Annotated in this window: 23 protein-coding genes; 6 read left to right on the forward strand and 17 right to left on the reverse strand. The window is 38.7% G+C overall.

Annotated elements, in window-relative coordinates; translation table 11 throughout:
• The first annotated feature begins 34 nt into the window (after positions 1-34).
• Positions 35-799, forward strand: a complete 765-nt coding sequence (locus H5159_RS09700; RefSeq protein WP_002962210.1) for an outer membrane protein assembly factor BamD — start codon at positions 35-37, stop codon at positions 797-799.
• Positions 800-849: 50 nt separating this feature from the next.
• Here H5159_RS09700 and glnB read toward each other — a convergent pair whose 3' ends face one another.
• Positions 850-1,188 (reverse strand): nitrogen regulatory protein P-II, encoded by a 339-nt coding sequence (gene glnB, locus H5159_RS09705; protein ID WP_002962211.1) that lies wholly within the window; start codon positions 1,186-1,188, stop codon positions 850-852.
• A 160-nt stretch (positions 1,189-1,348) separates the two neighbouring features.
• Between glnB and H5159_RS09710 the strand changes: the two genes are divergently transcribed.
• A complete protein-coding gene (locus tag H5159_RS09710; RefSeq protein WP_165723617.1) occupies positions 1,349-1,912 on the forward strand; it encodes a GspH/FimT family pseudopilin in 564 nt (187 codons plus the stop codon).
• 79 nt (positions 1,913-1,991) lie between these two features.
• Entirely contained in the window at positions 1,992-2,522 is a 531-nt protein-coding gene (locus tag H5159_RS09715; RefSeq protein ID WP_024596577.1) for a GspH/FimT family pseudopilin, read from the forward strand.
• 6 nt (positions 2,523-2,528) lie between these two features.
• Here the strand turns inward: H5159_RS09715 and H5159_RS09720 are convergent, their stop codons facing one another.
• The 13 genes from H5159_RS09720 to murJ all read right to left on the reverse strand — a co-directional run bounded on the left by H5159_RS09720 (position 2,529) and on the right by murJ (position 17,439).
• The gene (locus tag H5159_RS09720) at positions 2,529-2,945 is read right to left on the reverse strand and encodes a type IV pilin protein (RefSeq protein WP_024596576.1); all 417 of its coding nucleotides are present in this window, start codon (positions 2,943-2,945) and stop codon (positions 2,529-2,531) included.
• A gap of 9 nt (positions 2,946-2,954) precedes the next feature.
• Positions 2,955-6,173, reverse strand: a complete 3,219-nt coding sequence (locus H5159_RS09725; RefSeq protein ID WP_182780213.1) for a PilC/PilY family type IV pilus protein — start codon at positions 6,171-6,173, stop codon at positions 2,955-2,957.
• A gap of 1 nt (position 6,174) precedes the next feature.
• Entirely contained in the window at positions 6,175-6,678 is a 504-nt protein-coding gene (locus H5159_RS09730) for a hypothetical protein (RefSeq protein ID WP_024596574.1), read from the reverse strand.
• Complete coding sequence (locus H5159_RS09735; RefSeq protein ID WP_182712589.1) at positions 6,666-7,643, reverse strand: PilW family protein; 978 nt, start codon at positions 7,641-7,643, stop codon at positions 6,666-6,668. The genes H5159_RS09730 and H5159_RS09735 overlap by 13 nt, the downstream gene beginning before the upstream one ends.
• Position 7,644: 1 nt before the next feature.
• Positions 7,645-8,205, reverse strand: a complete 561-nt coding sequence (gene pilV / locus H5159_RS09740) for a type IV pilus modification protein PilV (RefSeq protein ID WP_024596572.1) — start codon at positions 8,203-8,205, stop codon at positions 7,645-7,647.
• A 185-nt stretch (positions 8,206-8,390) separates the two neighbouring features.
• Positions 8,391-9,092, reverse strand: coding sequence for a LytTR family DNA-binding domain-containing protein (locus H5159_RS09745; RefSeq protein ID WP_024596571.1), 702 nt, complete (start codon positions 9,090-9,092; stop codon positions 8,391-8,393).
• A complete protein-coding gene (locus tag H5159_RS09750; protein WP_002958233.1) occupies positions 9,089-10,123 on the reverse strand; it encodes a sensor histidine kinase in 1,035 nt (344 codons plus the stop codon). The genes H5159_RS09745 and H5159_RS09750 overlap by 4 nt, the downstream gene beginning before the upstream one ends.
• A gap of 29 nt (positions 10,124-10,152) precedes the next feature.
• Positions 10,153-11,082: a 4-hydroxy-3-methylbut-2-enyl diphosphate reductase gene (gene ispH, locus H5159_RS09755; RefSeq protein ID WP_002958232.1), complete on the reverse strand. Its 930-nt coding sequence runs from the start codon at positions 11,080-11,082 to the stop codon at positions 10,153-10,155.
• Positions 11,082-11,522 carry an FKBP-type peptidyl-prolyl cis-trans isomerase gene (gene fkpB, locus H5159_RS09760; RefSeq protein ID WP_002958231.1) on the reverse strand — a complete coding sequence of 147 codons (441 nt, stop codon included), beginning with the start codon at positions 11,520-11,522 and terminating at the stop codon, positions 11,082-11,084. Before fkpB ends, ispH begins: the two co-directional genes overlap by 1 nt.
• Positions 11,519-12,019 carry a signal peptidase II gene (gene lspA, locus H5159_RS09765; RefSeq protein ID WP_002958230.1) on the reverse strand — a complete coding sequence of 167 codons (501 nt, stop codon included), beginning with the start codon at positions 12,017-12,019 and terminating at the stop codon, positions 11,519-11,521. Before lspA ends, fkpB begins: the two co-directional genes overlap by 4 nt.
• A 12-nt stretch (positions 12,020-12,031) precedes the next feature.
• The gene (gene ileS / locus H5159_RS09770) at positions 12,032-14,860 is read right to left on the reverse strand and encodes an isoleucine--tRNA ligase (protein ID WP_182670890.1); all 2,829 of its coding nucleotides are present in this window, start codon (positions 14,858-14,860) and stop codon (positions 12,032-12,034) included.
• Between the two features lie 5 nt (positions 14,861-14,865).
• A complete protein-coding gene (ribF, locus tag H5159_RS09775) occupies positions 14,866-15,816 on the reverse strand; it encodes a bifunctional riboflavin kinase/FAD synthetase (protein ID WP_024596625.1) in 951 nt (316 codons plus the stop codon).
• Between the two features lie 84 nt (positions 15,817-15,900).
• On the reverse strand, positions 15,901-17,439 hold the full coding sequence (gene murJ, locus H5159_RS09780) for a murein biosynthesis integral membrane protein MurJ (protein WP_370660919.1): 1,539 nt from the start codon (positions 17,437-17,439) through the stop codon (positions 15,901-15,903).
• 295 nt (positions 17,440-17,734) lie between these two features.
• Between murJ and rpsT the strand changes: the two genes are divergently transcribed.
• On the forward strand, positions 17,735-17,995 hold the full coding sequence (gene rpsT, locus H5159_RS09785) for a 30S ribosomal protein S20 (RefSeq protein WP_002958225.1): 261 nt from the start codon (positions 17,735-17,737) through the stop codon (positions 17,993-17,995).
• Positions 17,996-18,103: 108 nt separating this feature from the next.
• Here the strand turns inward: rpsT and H5159_RS09790 are convergent, their stop codons facing one another.
• A complete protein-coding gene (locus H5159_RS09790; protein WP_002958224.1) occupies positions 18,104-18,487 on the reverse strand; it encodes a response regulator in 384 nt (127 codons plus the stop codon).
• A 113-nt stretch (positions 18,488-18,600) separates the two neighbouring features.
• On the opposite strand from H5159_RS09790, the gene H5159_RS09795 reads away from it, so the two are divergent.
• Both H5159_RS09795 and H5159_RS09800 read left to right on the forward strand, forming a co-directional pair.
• On the forward strand, positions 18,601-19,044 hold the full coding sequence (locus tag H5159_RS09795) for a hypothetical protein (RefSeq protein ID WP_024603734.1): 444 nt from the start codon (positions 18,601-18,603) through the stop codon (positions 19,042-19,044).
• A 106-nt stretch (positions 19,045-19,150) separates the two neighbouring features.
• A complete protein-coding gene (locus H5159_RS09800) occupies positions 19,151-19,396 on the forward strand; it encodes a hypothetical protein (protein ID WP_002958222.1) in 246 nt (81 codons plus the stop codon).
• A 194-nt stretch (positions 19,397-19,590) separates the two neighbouring features.
• Here the strand turns inward: H5159_RS09800 and H5159_RS09805 are convergent, their stop codons facing one another.
• Positions 19,591-19,737, reverse strand: coding sequence for a hypothetical protein (locus H5159_RS09805; protein ID WP_002958221.1), 147 nt, complete (start codon positions 19,735-19,737; stop codon positions 19,591-19,593).
• Positions 19,738-19,833: 96 nt separating this feature from the next.
• Complete coding sequence (locus H5159_RS09810; protein WP_024596628.1) at positions 19,834-20,754, reverse strand: glyoxylate/hydroxypyruvate reductase A; 921 nt, start codon at positions 20,752-20,754, stop codon at positions 19,834-19,836.
• Positions 20,755-20,813 lie beyond the last annotated feature (59 nt).

Here is a 20,813-nt window from a genome sequence, read left to right on the forward strand (position 1 = left end):
GGCCTAGCCGAAGACATCGAAGGTAACAAATAAAATGATAAATAAAATAGGGAAACGTGCATTTGCCATTGTTTTTTCAGTTTCTGTACTTAGTTTAGGCGCTTGTTCGTCTGCTCCAGACCAAGAAGACATTCAACGTGTACCGAATAAGTCTGCACACGCTTTATATGAAGATGCAAAAGAAACGCTAGATTCTGGTTTATATGCTCGTGCAATTGAACTTTTGAGTGCTATAGACTCTCGCTACCCATTTGGCCCATTCTCTAAGCAAGTACAAATGGACTTAGTCTATGCACATTATCAATCAGGTAATACTGAACAAGCACTTGCAACCATTGACCGCTTTATTCGCTTAAACCCAAATCATAAAGATTTAGACTACATGTATTACATGCGTGGTTTAGTAAATATTAAAGCAGATAAAAATGCGTTCCAAGAGTACTTTGGTGTAGATAGAGCCGACCGTGATGCTAACCGTACTCGTGTTGCATTTACAGATTTATCGACATTAGTAAAACGTTTTCCAAAAAGTGATTACGCGCCTGAAGCTAAGCGTCGTTTAGTGTGGCTTTTAAACCGCATGGCACGTTATGAATTAAAAGTAGCAACTTACTATTACGAACGTGAAGCTTATTTAGCTGCTGCTAATAGAGGTAAGTTTGTTGTTGAGCATTATTCACAAAGCAGTTACTTAGATCCCGCGCTTGAAATGATGGAGAAAAGTTACGACCAATTAGGTTTAACTGAGCTTAGTGAGCACGCAAAGCAAACACGAAAACTAAATAAAAGAACTAAATAAATAAAAAAGGCGCTTACTAAAGCGCCTTTTAACTACATAGAAAAACAAGCTTAAATCGCTTCTTCATCTTCCTCTGCAGTACGAATACGTATTACACGCTCAACATCTGTGACAAATATTTTACCATCACCGATTTTTCCTGTTTGCGCCGTTTTTACAATAACTTCAATTGCACGGTCTACATCTTCATCAGTCAATACAATATCAAGTTTTACTTTAGGTAAAAAATCGACCATATACTCTGCGCCACGATATAGCTCAGTGTGACCTTTTTGACGCCCAAAGCCTTTAACTTCGCTTACCGTCATCCCCGTAATACCCACATCTGACAACGCTTCACGCACATCGTCTAACTTAAAAGGTTTGATAATTGCTTCTATTTTTTTCATATTAATTACTTTTGAAAGCTTCAGTTGCCTCGATTTTAGACAATCATAGTGTTCATAGCAAACAAAGCAATTGAATTACGGTGATAAAACAACCGATCGTGGTATAATTTATTATATAAAAATAGCTATACTTAAATGACTAGCAGTAAATGAGATTAATATGAAAAACAAACAAAACGGGTTCACCCTTTTAGAACTCATGGTAACCGTTGCTATCGTTGGCATTATTGCATCAATTGCGATTTGGAATAGCAGCGATATGCTAGAAGAAAATAGAGCTGAGAATTTTTTGTTGGAATTAAAAAGAAATATTAGCTACGCCCGTGCTCAAGCTGCAAGTACGGATGAAATTGTTATCATATGCCCTGCTCCTATAAGTAAAGTTGAGATTAATAGATACTTTAAATGTCAAAGTTCATGGGGGGAGGATTCAATCATAACTCTCTTTGTAGATACTAATAATAACGGAATATATAACTGGAAAGAAGATACTATTTTACGCACCATGGAGCAGATAAATAGTATAGACAAGGTTAAATTTACTGGTGATAGTAGCCTTCGCTTTAATACTAGTGGCCGCATTACAACAAACCTAAACACCAGCGGTAACTTTGCTGGTTTTGTATACTGCCCTAATAATGACAATGAAAACAATAAAGCGCTGAATGTATCAGTATCTGGTACTGCTTTCTACCTTGGTGACACCACTGAAAAGTGCGATTAAAAAACGTACAATTATATCTTGTCATATTTGTATCATTTACTAGACTGAGTTAATCATTTATTAACTCAGGTCTTCAAGGATGAGATTATCAATATCAAAAAGTAAGGGAGTAACACTTCTCGAATTAATGGTATCTATGGCTGTTGTCAGTATTATCAGCCAATTATCTATGTGGTTTTACCCAGATTTTTTAGCTAAAAACCGCTTAGATAACCACGTAAACCTCCTACACCGAAATATAAATTATGGCCGTTTATATGCCATTGAAAATACTACTTACGTCACGCTTTGTGCACTAAAAGACAGTCAATGTACAAAGGACGAGTGGAATGGCCAAATGTCACTCTTTATCGACAAAGATAAATCAACCTCGTTAGATGATGATGAACTACTCTTAAGTACTTTTGAGGAGATCCATGAAGCTGACAGTCTTAAATACCCTCGCAGCGCAATTACGTTTCGTCCTGATGGTTCTTTGAATGGTTTTCAAAATGGTACTTTTATATATTGCCCCAACAGCAATAAGGCCAACCTCGAGGGGTTGGCCTTATCAGTAAGTCAAACTGGCAGAATACGTATTAAATCAACTGATAAGTGCCAGAAGAAGTAATCTAGGCTATCGACCCCAGCAATAACCAATATCGGTGTCTCCTTTAGACCCTTTTGCACCTTTGAGACCAATATCAGTGATTGAAAGCTCTTTACAATCAGTATCTCCTTTTACAGCACCGTCTATAGGCTTAGCTGTAATAGTGAAGGTATTACTATCAACTACGCTGATAGATAGTTCAAAGTGACCATTTTCGGTTTTACTTTGTAGCCCTAAGTCAGTAAAGGATTGCGTATACTCACGATTATCTACAAAATATTGCTCCTCTTTGTTTGCAGCATCTAACAATGCTGCAGCAGCTTCAGCGCGCGAAGCACGCTTTACATATTCTGTATAATTGGGCAATGCAATTGAAGCAAGTATGCCTACAATTGCAACCGCTATCATCAGCTCAATTAAGGTAAACCCATGTTGTTTCTTCATTTAATTTCCTTAATTATTAACTTCGTCATTTTCTTCACGTTTATAGATATATGTTTGTTGAGTTTTAAAGCCAAACCCTACAGCATTGTCATTAACCAATACAACTTTACCATCAACAATTGTTAAGCCGGGGCCCTTTATCTCAACAGGCTTCATTGGGTTTTCAGCATTTTCACCTTTGATACCCGGCCCAATTAGATAAAACTGACTTTCTTGTGTTACGTCAACTGTTGGGTTGTCATCACACTTACCATCTCCATTACCATCTACGCATGAGGGGCCTTCGCCAAAGTATAACTGAGGTGTATCTGGTACATCATAGCTGGTTGTAAATTTAAGATCGTCATACACTTTCGTACCATAATGTAGGTGAAATGCGTATAAAGAACCACCACCACCACTTAGGGAACATTGGTTTTCAGTCGATGTATCTGATGCAGGTGTGAAACTTGTAAAATAAGCAACACCTCCAACAACTGTAGCAGCAGCTAGTGATTTTTCACCCGTTCCTAACTCATATCTCCAACCATTAAATTTAGCCAAGTCGACTTCTAAGTCAACAAAATCATCAACGTCATCTAGAGCATTACCAAATGGGTCTGAATTCATTTGCATCAAATCAGCAGGTACAATAGTATCCGGTGCATTCGTTTTATATGATTTAGTAACTGTATTTTCATCTCTGATCATAAACAGTTGATCTTTTTCATTGGTACCGGTTGGTTTTGAGCGGTTACCACTACCAATAACTATTGCATCATACGGCGTATCTAAGCGTGTTATAACGGTACTACCATCAACGGTTGTCTCGCTTACTTTACTATAAATGGTTCGTGCAACGAGTGGTTTGTAAAAAAAGCGTCTGTCCTCAGTTGCTTTATTACTGCCAAGCTCAGCTAATTTAAAGTGACTAAATTCACTAGTACTAGTGCCTGGCATATCTATACGCCAAATATCTCCACCAGTATCTGCCGCATAAATTCGGTCTATATATCCATCATAATCTGAGTCAAGCGTGGTAATATCTGCAGCAATACTATGCTTACCTTTAAAGCCATTAATATCGGGTGTTAATGCCCATACTCTTTTACCTGTTTCGGCTTCAACAATGTAAATACCTCGCCCTGTACTATCTTCACTTTTAATCACCGCATCTTTGTTTGTATCGTACCCAGCACCAAAAATTAATAAAGGCTTGTCACCAAATGCTTTAATGTAGGCTATTTGCGGTTTTGACCATGTTTGCGCAAGCTCTTTAAAATCACCTTTTCCGCCTTCTATTGGTGCGCTCCATAGTTTTTTAGGCTGATCGGGATTTGTTATATCCAGTGCGTAGTAGTTTTTACCACCTCGACGCATTCCTGCAAAAGCCCATACTTCATCATCACCACTCGCATCAATAATCCCGTCGTTTAAACCATCGCTATTTAAGTTTTTATTATTAAAATAAACGCTGATTGGACCATCCATACCATATTTTTTACCCGTTTCTTTGTTGCGCAGCGGTTGAATAATGCTGTACAGATCTGAGGGTATAAATGCCCAGCTTTCAGATACTTCATTATTTGTATCATCGTCTTTAAACATATGCAAAAAGCCAGCATTGGTACCAATAAGAATACGAATATCATCATTACCGTAATCAAGCGCAACAGGCTTTGAATGCAGAGGATCACCAAAAATATCATCTCTTTGATCCGTGGTATCGTTATCGTTATCTTCATCATCAACATCAATACCCATAGCCCATTTAATATCTGAACTAGATAAGCTAATTGGGTTATTAGTTATTAAATCAAGAATGTCACTAACAATCGATGTAGTAAATCGTACTATATCGCCTTGTTTATCTGTATATAGTGTTCTTCGTTCTTCTGCGTTGGTTCCTGTTAAGGTACTTAGTTGATAATTAACGCCACCTTGTGCTACTAAGTTCCCATCTGCTGACTTACCATCAGGAAGCCAAAATGTTTTTGCATCAGTGTCTATCAAACCATTAGAATCAAGCGCTACATTGCCTGTTGAATCAACTATGTTACTACCCGATACCTTTAACTTTTTTAAGTTACCGCCCCAGCGGGTATTTGTCTCTGGGTAAAACATTGCAAAATAAATAGCATCTCGACTACGGGTTTGATCTACGTTGTTACTAGCAACGGACGGCGATGAAAAGCTATCATTTACTTCACGAATACGAGAAATTGCACTGTTTAATGATTCAGAAAGCTCATCTGGCGTACTTGCGGGCAAGTTTTCACCACCACCTAAAGAAGCGGCCCTACGTAAAAGCTCTTGTCCACTCGCGCTCATACCAGAGCCAAAACCGATAGTATATAAACGGCCTGTTTCATGAATATCGGGAGTCGACGGGTATAAATCAACAGTAGTATCACTTGTACCATGAATAATTTTAGCCATTTGGTGTAGGTAACTACTGTAGTAACTATCCGTATTCCAGTTTAATCCTTCCCCAAAGTACTTCTCATGCTCTGCACTAATTTGGCTGTCACTATCATTATCACCAGATGGGTCGCCATCGGTCATATAAATGATATTTATCGAGTTGTCGCAGCGCTTAGCCTCAGCGGTGCTATCTGCAAAGGGCGATATGTAAGTATACTCATAATTATTTGTAGTTACATTTTCACACTCATAACTCCAGCGACCTCTATTTCTAACCCAACCACATTCAAGCTGTGTAAACTCACTTCCAGTTCTTAACTCGACACTCGTATCACGTTCAAGAATTGTGGCCTCTAAGCCATATTGAACTTTTTGCCCTGTAATATATAAATAAGCTTCCCAAAGGGTTTCTGTCAAAGGAGTACCGCCAGCAGCAGGTAAAGCAGCAAGTGAATTTCGTATAATTGTAGAATCTTTACCAACTCCATTAACTATATAACCACCGTCTGTGGCTTTAAAGCGCATTAAACCAAAGTCGATAGTATCTTCGTTATCGGTAATAACTTTATTCATCGCAAACTGTGCTGCAGCTAATCGACTATCAGAACATAAAACCCAACCTCCACTCGAATATTGCCCACAATTACTACCTGTACTTGATGAAAAAGCCATGCTTCCTGATGTATCAAAAATCAGTAATACTCGAGGTTTTTCTTCAACATCCACATCATGATTAACATAAAGCTCTATATCTTCAGCATAAACTGACGCACTTATTGTTAAGCCAAGTAAAGAGGCTAGCACTTTGTTTAATTTAAATTTCATCTTAAATCCCCTTACTTATGCTAGCCATTTCTTGCGCTACACCTGTAACAATGGTTAGTTCATGCTTACTTTTAGAGCCATATTCTATTGTCGTGGCGACCTGTAACATATTGCACGATATACCTGCAGTAAAATTAAAGCGTCGAGGACACTCTAGGTCAAGCGCACCTTTGTTTAGATTAACCATTTTGCTTTGCATACCATCATGTGTTGCGATCACCATGCCTTCTTTATCAGAGGCTGCAATCGAAGTGACTTCATCTGGACTCAAAAAAAACTGATTATTCGCACCTTTATTAGCTTCATCAGAAATCATGCGCTGTACTTCGCCAATAAGTTCATTTTCGGCCACTTCACGCTCTTGCGCTGCATTGGTAATTTTAATATCAATACTACTACTGCTCATAAGAGTCACCGCTATACCCGTCACTGCAATTACCATTATTAGAGCGGTGATCAGTACTACACCCTGCTGCTTTTTCTGTGATTGTTTTAAATACGCCATAAATTTGATCCAACATTATTTAATCGAATAGTCGTGGTAAACACTGTGCGTCTGAAACTATCTGTGAATTTCAATTCACGCTTGTTTTCATCTTCACCTAATATGTAAGTTTGGTTTTTAATTTTAACCCCAGGGTCTGGCTCCAATGCGCGTATTAATAAAAATACCTGTACTGTTAAAATACCCTTTCGATTTTCCCAATCAGTGTGCTCCATACTTTTAATACTTCGGTATGTATCTACACGATTGTCGCTGTTTGTATCGAGACCAAAAACAAACCGCATGTTTTCGACACCTTCCATAATAGTTTCTGTGGTGATATTTCCACCAACTAAGCGTTTTCTCATTAATGCAGGTACAGTTAGGTTCTTGTTATTTACTTTATATGTTTGCTCTGAAATATAATAAACATGATGGCTATACGGCCAAATAGAGGCATTAACAGAACTTCCTGTAATTTCACCTCGCTTGAATTGAGCTCTCTCTTGCTCCGCTATGAAATAGTTTTCACTCGTTTGAGTCTCAGCTTCAGTTAATTGATCACCTTGTAAAAACTTTAACTGAATAATATCGGTACCTTTTACTGGACTCGTTACGCAGTTTAGTTCTTTTGAAGCATCTGCAACCTTCGCATAAATAGTTCTAAAGTTACTCGCAGTTGCCAAATCAGGAAAACTACCGTTATTTAGTCCTTCGAAACAGTCATTTAGCGGATTTGATAATGCTTCTGTGTTTACCGAAGTAAAAGAATCATCATAATAAGTGCCCCAAAAGCCAATTTGCTCAATATCACGTTGCATTATGTTAATTGCAAGGCGTCCTGATTCTTGAAGTTCACCAATAGTCATCGTATCTTTAGTGGTTACTTTCATACCTATATAGGTAAACATAACGCCGCCTAAAATTAACCCACCAATAAATAATGAAATCATCATTTCTACAAGTGTAAAACCTTTTTGCTTCATGTTAGCTCCTAAGGTAAATATAACTAGTTAAAACAACTAAACGGCGCTTTTTATCAGCCGTTCCACACTTGATGTCTCCAGTCGTACTATTTGCATTAAACTCTTGACGCCCTTGCCAAGATACAACGACCTCTAAATTAAATGCTTTACCACCTGTACCTGCAACTGCAGTAGCCGCAATACATACAGTTGCGTCATCTAAAGAGCCTGTGTTTTCCCTTGCTTTTATAGCTCTTTTCCATTGCTCAAGGTCTAGAGCTGCAACTTGCGCTGCGCTACAAGTGCTTGTAAAACACGTCTGTGAGGTTTTAGTTGAGGCTTCGCTATTAAATGTTTGGGTATATAGGCTAGCTATTTGCGGGGTATCGTTAGCACGGATACGCTGCACAATATCATTACCAAGTGCAACTGCAGCAGCACGCTGCATAGAATCAAAGCTTGCTTGCTTTGCTTTTGCTTGCAAAGCAACTGCGCCTAAAAGGCCAAAACTAAGAATAATAAATGCAATTAGCACTTCAATCAGAGTGAAGCCTCTTTGCACTTTTACGTGAGGTGATTGCATAATAAAACCAAATAAAAATTATCTGATTTTAAGTTTATGTTATTTATTTGAGGAATCAATGAGGACTAAGACAAGCGGTTATATTTGTTGATAAACGGTTAATTAAACCTGTTTATTCAATAACACCGTTGATAATTAAGACTCAAATGTATTTAAATCAAGGGGAGGTTAATTGCAAGGTAAGCCTAAAGCGAATTTTTTACTAATTTAAGCTCACGGCGGCTCACTGGCAATAACTCACTGCACCCTTGTAGCTCAATCATATGATTGCCATTCGCTTTTGAATGCAAAGCAATTACTTTTTGTTTATTAACCAATGTATTGCGATGAATTCGCAAAATATGTGTAGGAAATTGTAACTCTAATTGTTTTAGACTTTGTTCAAGTAAAGCTTCTCCACCACAGAATATCATTTTGGTATACTTTTCTTCGGCACTAAAATACAAAACATCATTTATATCAACACTGCGTAGAGTACCAGCTAGCTGATAAGAGATTTTTACATTTTGTTGTTTTTGAATATGTACTTTATTTAAGCGCCCGACTTGCTTAAGCACCTTTTGCAATGATTGCTCTGAAATAGGTTTAACTAAATAACCTGCAGCGCTTAATTGTAAAGCATCGAAGGCATGCTCAGGGTGAGCAGTTATAAAAACAATAGCAGGAGGTAGAGTTAAACTATTGAGCTCATTAGCAACTTGTAAACCATTCATACCAGGCATATCAACATCTAAAAAAATCAAATCCGGCGTTTGCTTTTTAGCCAGTACTAGGGCTTCATTACCATTACTTGCCTCGCCTTGTACAACTATGCTTTTATCATGTGCCAACAAACGAATTAAGCGCGATCTCGCAAGAGGTTCATCATCAACAATGAGTACGTTCATACACTGCCCTCAATTAGCTTAGGAATAACGACCTTGACCCTAAACACATCATTTTTATTAGTAATTGTTAGCTGCGCTTTATTTTTATAATAAATATTTAATCGCTGGCGAATATTTTCAAGCGCCATGCCGTTATTAGGCCTAGTTTGAGCATTAGAAATTGTTATAGGGTTAGAAACAATCATGGTTATATAGCCGGTAGTAATATGTAGCTCTACTTTTATTTCTGCACCATGCTCACTTGTTTCAACACCGTGGCATACTGCATTTTCAATTAATGGCTGCAGGGTTAAACAAGGAATGCTCAATGCAGGTAGTTCATTAGGTATTTGCCAATCAACGCTTAAGCGATTACCGAAACGCCATGTTTCAAGTGCTATATATTGCTTACTCAGCGTTATTTCATCGTCAAGAGATACATTTTTTCCTGAGTGCATTGCTGCCTGCGATAAGGCGGCTAATGCTAAAATAGCCTGCTCTGCCGCATCGGCATCATGATGAGTAAGCTCTGCAGCGGTGTTTAAACTATTATATAAAAAATGAGGACGTATTCTAGCTTGCAAGGCATCAAGCTCAGCTCGAGAAAGCGCTTTAGTTTGCTGCTCTTTCTCAAAATGAATTAATAAAAATTGGACGAATAAAGCCGCCAGCAAAGCCACTATAATGCAATTGCGAAGTGTGAAATAAATTAAGTTATCTGTATCATCTATATCAAAAGCAAAATGGGAAAATAAAATACTAAAAATGCATGTAGATAATAAAAAAAAGATAAAAAACAAACTTAATTGAAAAGTTTGAGTGCGCGTTTGTAAGAAAAATCTACAAAAGTATAAAGAAGAGGTACCGACTAAAACAATTAAATGCATAAACAAACTGATGATCCCAAGTCGAAGCCAAATATCTCCTTCTACATTGGGTGCAAAGGCTAAAACAATAGCAATAACTTGAGAAACAATAAGCGAAGCTAGTACGCCTCGCTCATTAAAAAGAGCCGAAAAAAGCAAACCATCATTTTTTAGTGACTTGCTCATAACGACTCTCCTATAATCTAAATTTTAAATTAACGTAGCTCTACAGGAACAGCAAATACGATATTCTCTTCTTCGCCTGGGTTTTCAACAACCTGCGTACCACCAAGATCTTTTAATCGGCTTATAACTTGTTGTACAAGTACTTCTGGCGCAGATGCACCCGCAGTTACACCCACTGATTTAGAACCTGAAACCCACTGCTCTTGCACATCAGTTGCATCATCAATTAAATAAGCAACAGTGCCCATTTTATCTGCAAGTTCACGTAAGCGATTAGAGTTAGAGCTGTTTTTAGCGCCAACAACTAATAGCACATCAACTTTGTCAGCTAAGTCACGAACAGCATCCTGACGATTTTGCGTTGCATAACAAATATCATCTTTACGAGGTCCGTCAATTGATGGAAACTTATTGCGTAGTGCATCAATAACATCAGCAGTATCATCAACTGATAAAGTCGTTTGACTACAGTAAAAAAGATTTTCAGCATTTTTTACATTAAGCGCAACAACATCATCAACGGTTTCAACAAGGTAAATACCACCGTCTGAGTTATCATATTGTCCCATTGTTCCCTCTACCTCAGGGTGACCATGATGTCCAATTAAAATACACTCAATACCTTTGCGACTCGCACGTGTAACTTCCATATGCACTTTAGTTACAAGCGGACACGTTGCATCAAATACTTTTAAATCACGACGTTTAGCCTCGCTGCGAACCGCTTGCGATACGCCATGTGCGCTAAAAATAACAATACTGTCGTCAGGTACTTGATCAAGCTCTTCAACAAATACCGCACCACGACTTTTTAGTCCATCAACCACATAGCGGTTATGTACTACTTCGTGGCGAACATAAATTGGCTTTTCAAAAATATCTAAAGCGCGCTCAACAATACTAATAGCACGGTCAACACCAGCGCAAAAGCCGCGAGGATTAGCTAGTAATATTTCCATTAACCTTCCACCTCAATAATATCAACTTCAAACGTTAAACGCTGGCCAGATAAAGGGTGATTAAAATCAATCGTTACCGACTCACCTTGCACTTCGCGAACTAAACCAGGAAGCTCAGTGCCATCAGGTTGAGTAAACGCAATAATTGCACCTACCTTAGCTGGTGTTTCTGGACCAAACTTACTACGGTCAACATAGTAAATATTATCTGGGTTTGGCTGACCAAAAGCATCTTCAGGTTCTAATTCAAACGTTTTACTTTCGCCTGCAGTTAAACCTAATAAACACTTTTCGAAGTTTGCCGTTAAGCTGCCATCACCCATTGTTAATTTAGCAGGTTTGTTGTGTACCTTGGTAGAATCAGCGGCAGAGCCATCTTCTAATTTAATAGAAAAATGGAAAATAACTTGCGAGTTTTCACCAATTACAGCTTGGCTCATGCTTTATGCTCCTTTGGACTCTCGCCGGTGAAGGCGTCAAATAACAATAATGCTGCGCCAATACAAATAGCGCAATCGGCAATATTGAATACAGGAAAATGTGAGTCTTTATAAAAAACGTGAATAAAGTCGATTACATAACCATACGCAATACGATCGTATAAATTACCAATAGCGCCAGCAAGTACCAATGCATAAGCACCGCATAGTACTTTATTTGTAGCCGGTAAGCGTTTTAGCCACCATACAAGCAAAGCACTAATAGCAACGGCAATTGCACTTAAAAACCAGCGCTGCCAACCACCCGCTTCACTTAAAAAGCTATAAGCAGCACCATAGTTATGTACATAAGTAATACTAAAAACAGGGAGTAAGTTTATAGACTCTTGATAAGCCATAGTCCCTACAACAAGTGTTTTACTGGCAAAGTCTATTACTAAAAGTAATAGACTCAACCAAAGCCACACTAAACCACTTTTTTGGGCTAGTTTGCTCACTAAGAATAACTCCTAAGCGAATTGACGCTTTTCACCTTCGCCGTCAACATTACTTACACAACGACCACAAATTTCAGGATGAGCAGGCTCAACACCTACATCTTCGCTGTAATGCCAACAACGCTCACATTTAGCAGCATCTGTTGCAGCAACGCTAATGAACAAACCTTCAATTTCGGTAGCTTGTGTATCTGCAGGCTGGCTATCAACTTCAGTAACATTCACGGCTGATGTTAACAATACAAAACGCAATTCATCACCAAGCGCGTTTAATTTAGCGGCAAGCTCTTTACCCGTAAATAAATTCACCGTTGCTTGAAGTGTTGCACCAATGACTTCTTCTTTACGTGCAGCTTCTAATAAGCGGTTTACTTCGTCACGTACAGTTAAAATCTCTAACCAATCATCGTTACTAAATTGGCTATTTGTTGGTGCTTGTAAGCCATCGTACCAAACTGATGTAAATACGTAGTCACTACGCTCACCCGGTAACGCTTCCCAAATTTCTTGTGCGGTAAAGCTCATAATAGGTGCCATCCAACGCGTCATTGCTTCTGCAATATGATAAAGCGCAGTTTGACAAGAACGACGTGCATGGCTATCACTCTTAGCTGTATATTGACGATCTTTAATAACATCTAAATAGAACGAGCCAAGCTCACCCGTACAGAAGTTCATTAGCTTTTGAGTTACTAATAGCATTTGGTAGCTGTCGTATGCGGCTAAAATCTCGTCTTGCAACTGAGCTGCGCGACCAACAATCCACTTATCAAGCTCAACCATATCATCAACAGCTACTTGATCTGTTTCTGGGTTAAAACCATTTAGGTTAGCAAGCAAGTAACGGCTGGTGTTACGAATACGGCGGTAACGATCGGCTGAGCGTTTAAATATTTCATCCGACACAGTCATTTCTGCCGTGTAATCGGTAGAAGCCACCCATAAACGTAGAATGTCAGCACCTAGTTTATTCATCACATTTTGTGGTGAAATAACATTACCTAGTGACTTAGACATTTTGCGGCCGTTTTCATCAACAGTAAAACCATGAGTCAATACTTGGCGGTATGGCGCATGACCATTAATAGCAACAGATGTCATCATTGATGACATAAACCAACCACGGTGCTGATCAGAACCTTCAAGGTATAAGTCAGCTGGACCAACCAGGTCTTCACGTGCATCTACTACACAAGCGTGTGACACACCTGAGTCAAACCATACATCTAGCGTATCTTGCACTTTCATGTATTGCTTGGCGTCTTCTTCACCAAGTAAAGTAGCTGGTTCTAAATCGTACCATGCTTGTATACCAGACTTTTCAACAAGCTCTGCTGCTTGAGCAATTAACTCTTGTGTATTTGGGTGAAGTGCACCGGTGTCTTTATCAACGAACAATGCAATAGGAACGCCCCAAGTACGCTGGCGAGAAATACACCAATCTGGGCGGCTTTCAACCATGTTAGAAATACGGCTTTCACCCCACTCTGGTAACCACTGCGTGTTTTTAATCTCAGCAAGAGAATCTTGACGTAAGTTAGCCTGATCCATACTTACAAACCACTGCGGTGTAGCACGGAAAATGATTGGTGTTTTGTGGCGCCAACAATGTGGGTAACTATGCGTAAGCGCATGGTGATGCATAAGCGCACCACGCTCTTTTAACACTTCAATTACGCTCGCATTCGCCTTGAATACGTGCTGACCTGCAAAAAGTTCGGTATCTGGTAAATAAACACCATTTGCACCAACAGGGTTAGCCACTTCAAGGTTGTAATTTAAGCCTGCCACGAAATCTTCTTGACCATGGCCTGGGGCGGTATGTACAACACCAGTACCTGAATCAGTAGTTACGTGTTCTGCAACAATCACTGGTACATTAAAATCATAAAAAGGATGGGCTACTTGCAAGTTTTCAAGCGCTGCACCTTTTACATACCCTAGTACGTGAAAGTGATTAAAACCAAAACGGTCCATAGCATCTTTAACAAGCTCAGAACCTAAAATTAGGCGTTGTTGTACGCCTTCATCTTCAACCTGTACTAACGCATACTCTAAATCGGCATGCACAGCCACAGCGCGGTTTGCAGGAAGCGTCCACGGTGTTGTTGTCCAAATAACAGTACCAACACTGCCTTCACCTTTATGACCATCAGCCAGATCAAAGGCACTAACAACAGCATCTTGATCAACAAATGTAAAACGCACATCGATTGCTGGTGACTGCTTATCTTGGTATTCAACTTCAGCTTCTGCTAATGCAGAGCCACAGTCTGTACACCAATGCACAGGCTTGGCGCCTTTATGCAAATGACCTTTTTCAATAATTCGACCAAGCACACGAATTGCATTCGCTTCAAAGTCAAAGTTCATTGTTAAATATGGCTTATCCCAATCTGCAAATACGCCTAAACGTTTAAAATCAACTTTTTGACCTTCAACTTGTTTTTTAGCGTATGCACGGCATTTTTCACGAAACTCACTCGCAGTAACTTTTACACCCGGCTTGCCTACTTTTTTCTCAACCATTAACTCGATTGGTAAACCATGACAATCCCAACCTGGAACTAATGGTGAATCAAAGTCAGATAATGTTTTAGACTTAACAATAATATCTTTTAATATTTTATTAACTGAGTGGCCTAAATGGATATCGCCATTTGCATACGGAGGGCCGTCATGCAAAATAAAGGTTTTTTTACCTTTCTTAGCGCTGCGAATTTGACCATAAAGGTCGTCCTCATACCATGCTTTAAGCATTTTTGGTTCACGTTGTGCCAAATTGCCACGCATTGGAAACGGTGTTTCCGGTAAGTTCAAAGTATGTTTATAGTCGCTCATTTATCCTACATTCCGTCTCTATCGGCTACCTGATTTAAACCAAAACACTGCTTAGCGGCAGCAACATCAGTTGCTATTTGCGCCGTTAATTGTGTTAATGTCTCGAATTTTTTCTCATCGCGAAGTTTTTCTATTAACTCCACATGCATAAATTGTCCGTAAATATCCTGTGCAAAATCAAAAAGGTGAACTTCTAATAATGCACGAGTTCCATTAAATGTCGGCTTATTGCCTACATTTGCAACTCCAAAAATCTGTTTTCCTGCAATCGTTGCTTGCACTGCAAACACTCCGTTGACAGGACACACTTGGCGTTTTAGGGCTATATTTGCCGTTCTAAAACCGAGTTCACGTCCTCTTTTCCAACCATGTATAACACGCCCAGAAATAGCATAATCGTGACCAAGCATTATTTTAGCACTCGCTAAGTCACCGGATGCTAAAGCATCTCGTATTAAAGTGCTGCTTACTCTAGCATTTAATTGACGAAAGCTCGCGGTGCTTTTTACATCCATGCCCGCTTGCTTACCCATGCTAGCAAGTAAGTGAAAGTTACCTTGGCGTTGCTTTCCAAACTTAAAATCATCACCAACAGTAAGTGCTTTAACACCTAACTTTTTAATCAAAATCTCATTAACGAATTGCTCAGCATGCATGTTTGCAAATTGCTGATTAAAGCTAATGCAAATAACTCGCTCAATACCTAAATCACTCAATAAACGTAACTTATCTCGTAAGCGCGTTAACCGTGCAGGGGCATTGTTTTTAGCAAAAAACTCTTGTGGCTGGGGTTCAAACAGCATTACAGTGCTAGGCAAACTATGCGCTTTAGCATCGCTAAGTAAACCTTTTAGTACTTCTGCGTGGCCTAAATGAACGCCGTCAAAATTACCAATAGTTAACACACAACCAAAATGGTGTGGGCGAATATTGTGTATACCTCTAATTAACTCCATGCCACCTAATGCCTTGTTTAGCGAGCTATTAATTACGGCTAAAAAATGATTAAAGCCGCAGAGTTGCCGATTATAATCTTTTTTTTAGTTTGATTCAGTAATTGCTACACTTTTTATCGTATTTAGTCTAACGCCCATCACAAATAGCATTGCAAAGTAGCTAATACCTGCCAAAGCCACTAGCGCTACTAATAATATTACTTGCTGTGTAAAGGCCCATGTAGCCCAATAATAGTAACTGCTCACAAACCATGTGACAGCTCCCATAACAATACTTGCAACAACACATTTAAGTGTAAAACGCATACTCATTGATGAGAACTGGTATACATTTTCTTTTTTAAGCTGTCTGTATAATAAAAATGCATTGCAGCTAGCCGATAACGAAGTAGCAAGTGCCAACCCTAAATAACCAATGAAAGGAGCCAGCATAATGTTAAACACCATATTAAGTACTAAGGTAATAATACCAATACGCACCGGTGTTTTTGTATCTTGACGAGCATAAAAGCCAGGAGCGAGTACTTTTATTAGCATAAAGCTTACAAGTCCGACCGAATATGCGACTACGCCTAAGCTTACAGCTTTGACATGATCAATACTGTCTTCTTTAAATGCACCGTGGTCGAACAACACGGTAATAATAAGTGGGCTGATTATCATCAAACCTATCATTGCTGGCAGGCCTAAAAATATAACAAAACGAACTCCCCAATCGAGAGTATGCTGAAAGTCGCTACTTTTTTTACTGCTATGTAGTTTAGAAAGCGCCGGTAAAATAACTGTCGCAATACCAATACCAAATAACCCCAGCGGAAATTCAATTAAGCGGTCTGAATAGTAAAGCCATGCAATTGAGCCCGTCATCAGTAATGACGCAATCATGGTATCGAGCAACAGATTAATTTGACTAATAGAGACACCAAACAAAGCCGGTAGCATAAGTTTTCGTACTTTTTTTACGTTTTCGTCTTGCCATGCCCAGCGCGGACGCGCCAACATTTTAGCGCGATACAAGAACGGTAGTTGAAATAGTAGCTGCACTACACCACCGACAAATACACCTATGGCAAGTGAATAAGCACCTACCGAAAATTTATCATGTAAAAAAATTGCACACGTAATAATAGAAACATTAAGCAAAACTGGTGTAAATGCAGCAACAGCGAAACGGTTATACACATTCATTACCGCACCACTAAGTGCAACTAAGCTTACAAAAAATAAATAAGGGAATGTAAGTTTAAGTAGTGAACTTGCAAGTTCAAATTTTTCGGCATTAGGTCCGCCTTGCCACCAATCTATAAACCAACCGGTACCAAATAATGCTGCAATAACAGGAGAAGCAACAACACCTATAATAGTGACAATTAGTAAAATGGTTCCTAATGTGCCTGCTGCTTGTGCAACAAAAAGTCTGACTTTGTCGTCTCCTTGCTGTTCTTTAATTTCACTTAGCACCGGTACGAATGCTTGTGCGAAGGCACCTTCTGCAAATAAACGGCGTAAAAAATTAGGAATACGGTTAGCAAATAAAAAAACATCAGCCGCTGCACTTGCGCCTAATAAATTGGCAACGACAGCATCTCGAACGAGCCCTAAAATACGCGATATCATAGTCATACAACTAACAATCATACCAGAGCGAAATAAACCTTTTGACACCTTAAACCTACTCAAAAATCCTCAAGATAGGCGATTATGCCACAGTCTTTTTTATAAATCGCTTTAAAGCACTAGGCTGGGGGTCTGTGCTTTGTTACAATGTCTATATTAACTGCTAAAGCGGCAAATTGATGCTCGTTATATGGTGCAGTTTTTCTTGGATTGTTAAATTTAAATTGACATCCATGATAGAAACAGGCATATTCCACGGCCTTTAATTTAAGCTTTATTTTAAGATTGTTAGGAGCAAACCTTGGCTAACATCAAGTCTGCAAAAAAACGCGCTATCACAAGCGAAAAAAACCGTCAGCACAACGCAAGCCGTCGTTCAATGATGCGCACTTACTTCAAAAAAGTAATTGTTGCTATTGAAGCGGGCGATAAAGAAGCTGCACAGCAAGCTTTTTCTGTTGCTACACCTATCCTAGACCGTTACGCAACTAAGGGTCTAATTCACAAAAACAAAGCAGCTCGTCATAAGAGCCGTATAGCAGCTAAGATTAAAGCTCTATAATTTGTTTTTGATAGAATATAAAAAACCGGCTTTTGCCGGTTTTTTTTTATCTAAGATTTAATCTCGTACTTTAATAACAGTCGACATAAATATTTAAACAGATTGGTGTCATACATTTTCCAAGTCTGGATAAAACTTCTTAAGCATTGCCGCTATTTTTTTAGGTGTAAACGGCTTCACTACAAATCCTTTAGCGCCTTTATCAATTGCATCCTTAACATTTTCAATACCTGAATGTGCAGATACCATTACTACATTTGTCTCAGGGCTTAATTCATTGATTTGCGCAATCAAATCTTTGCCATCGCCGTCCGGCAATTCAATGTCTAAAAAAATGATATTATAATTTGCAGCCTGGCACTCACTAATACATTGTGAGGCAGTAGATGCTTCCTTTACGTTATCTATCCCTAAGTGCATGAGCGTTTGACTCAAAAAACTACGCACTGTGCTAACGTCATCTACAATTAAAATTGATAGCTGCGTATTCATCTTTATTCCTCGTAGGCTATAAGCTAACTTTAAGTTATCATAATAATTAGCTTAGTATATAAATTTGCTCATTTAATTATAGAGACCTACGGAAAAAAGGCCAGATTTGCTTTATGTCTAAAACCCCAAATAAACAGTCGTTGCTAGGTAAAGCACCAACAAGAAAAAAAACAGCGCAAAAAAGAAAGCCGCAACGCCCTACTCAGCGCTCTATACCCGCAGAGGAAAAAACAAACATAAACAATGGCACTAGCCAAAAAACAAAGTCAAAAAAGGGGCTATTTATATCTCTGGCCATTGTTATTGTAATAATTTTAGCTTTTCCAAAACCAACCTTGCTCACCTATAAAAAATTAGGGATGGTAAGTGAGAGTGTTTACTGGCCTGGACTTTTAGGTTACGGAGCTACTTTAATTGATTCCAACTTGCACCCCAACTATGATTCTAGCCGTGAATCCCTTTATTTATGCAGTGATTTACAAAAACCACAGAGCTGTCAGAAGTATCAAGTAATTGCTGACAATGGTTTGTTTTCGGCAATTGGCAGTTACTTTTAGCATTAAAAAAACTAATCTGAAAATTTAAAATTACTTGGTTGAAAGGTGTGCAAAAGATCAACATAATGGCGCTCCTTTTTTCAACAACTGAACTATTGAAACGACCATGCTAAATGAGCTAGATTGGCTTTTAAATACTACACTACTTGCACTAGGTTTAGGTGCATTCTTTATTAACCAGATAACACTGCTGCGCGTTGCCGCCATTAGTGCATGTGGTTTATTGTTCTTATCATTTAGCCTAGATCTTATGTCGTCGAGCGTTATTTCAAATATGAGTTTAGTGTTGATCAACACTTTTTACTTGTTTAAAGTTTATACATTCGGGCAATTTAATGTAACCCAAAGTTAACAACTTTTCCTTAGAATATTTAATAGCCCAGCATTGCTGGGCTTTTTTATTGCGAATTTTTAAAATATTAGAAACACGTTGGATCAGGACAATATTAAACGCCACTAAAGCACCACTACAATAATGGTGCTGAGCATGTACTGTTGAGAGAAACGAGAAGAAAGACGAAAACCGAAAATACCTAATAAGCTAGGTTAATCTGCTATTGTTAATTCACTTTGGGTTTGTGTTTTAGATGGACTATCTTCAGCGTTAGCCTGATTAAACCAAGCTGAAACACCTAGCACGATAATTGAAATAACAACGAGGCTTAATTTAGCCCCACTTTGACTGGATTTCATAACACCCTCTTTATATTTTTATTAGTGAGAATATCTTTTACACTAATGAAAATTACAAATGTTAACAAGCTGTTTTTTAAACTAATTAGCTATCAGCTAATAACCTTTTGTTCTATCCACTGAATTATTGAGTGCTAAGCCCTTATTCAAACGTTCAATATTATCGGCTATTTGGTCTATAACGCTATTTAAATCAGATAGCGCTGCACAATGTGGTGTAAGTGTTATTTTGGGATTTCCCCAGTAAGGGTGGTTCTGCGTTAAAGGTTCTTGGTCAAAAACATCCAAGGTAGCAGCGCGTAAGCTATCGCTATTTAATGCATTTAATAAATCTTGCTCAACCACATGAGCGCCACGTGCCACATTAATAACAACAGCATGTGAAGGTAGCTTAGCGAGCATTGAGTGATTAATAATGCCTGTAGTTGCTTGCGTAAGGGGTAATAGACATACAAGGTAGTCAACGTCAGAAAGCATATCGCTAAGTCCTTCATCGCCATAATAAACCTCGACATTAGTCGTGTTTTTATTACTTTGCGCCCAGGCACTTACTTTAAAACCATTAGTTACAAGTTTTTGCGCACATGCTTTACCTAATTCGCCAAATCCAAGTATACCAACATGTTTATTACTAAAAGCTCGTTTTGGCTTCCATGTTTGCTGTGTTTGTTTAGTGTAATACTCTTTTAAGCGTAATTTTTGAGCTAAGACATGTGTAAGTACATATTCCGCCATATCTTCAGCTAGTTGCATGTCAACAATACGTACTACTTCGACACTTTCGTCGAGTAATGTTAAATCGATACTGTCTACGCCTGCACCAAATGACGACACAGCTTTTAAGTTAGGCAGCTGCGGCCACAGAGACTCAGGAGCATTCCACGCAAGTACAAAATCCACATTATTTGCGTTTTTGCAATCAGGCCATTGCTCTATCAATGTATTTGGTAATCGCTCTTGTAACTTCGTTATTAGCTTTTCGTTGTTGCGCCCCGTTATAGCCACCAATACCGACATAAATTCTCCTAGCAATTCACAGTTTATAATTTAGTACTTTAAAAAGTCACACTACTGCA

The sequence above is a fragment of the Pseudoalteromonas sp. SG43-1 genome (genome assembly GCF_014164415.1).
GTDB lineage: Bacteria > Pseudomonadota > Gammaproteobacteria > Enterobacterales > Alteromonadaceae > Pseudoalteromonas > Pseudoalteromonas distincta.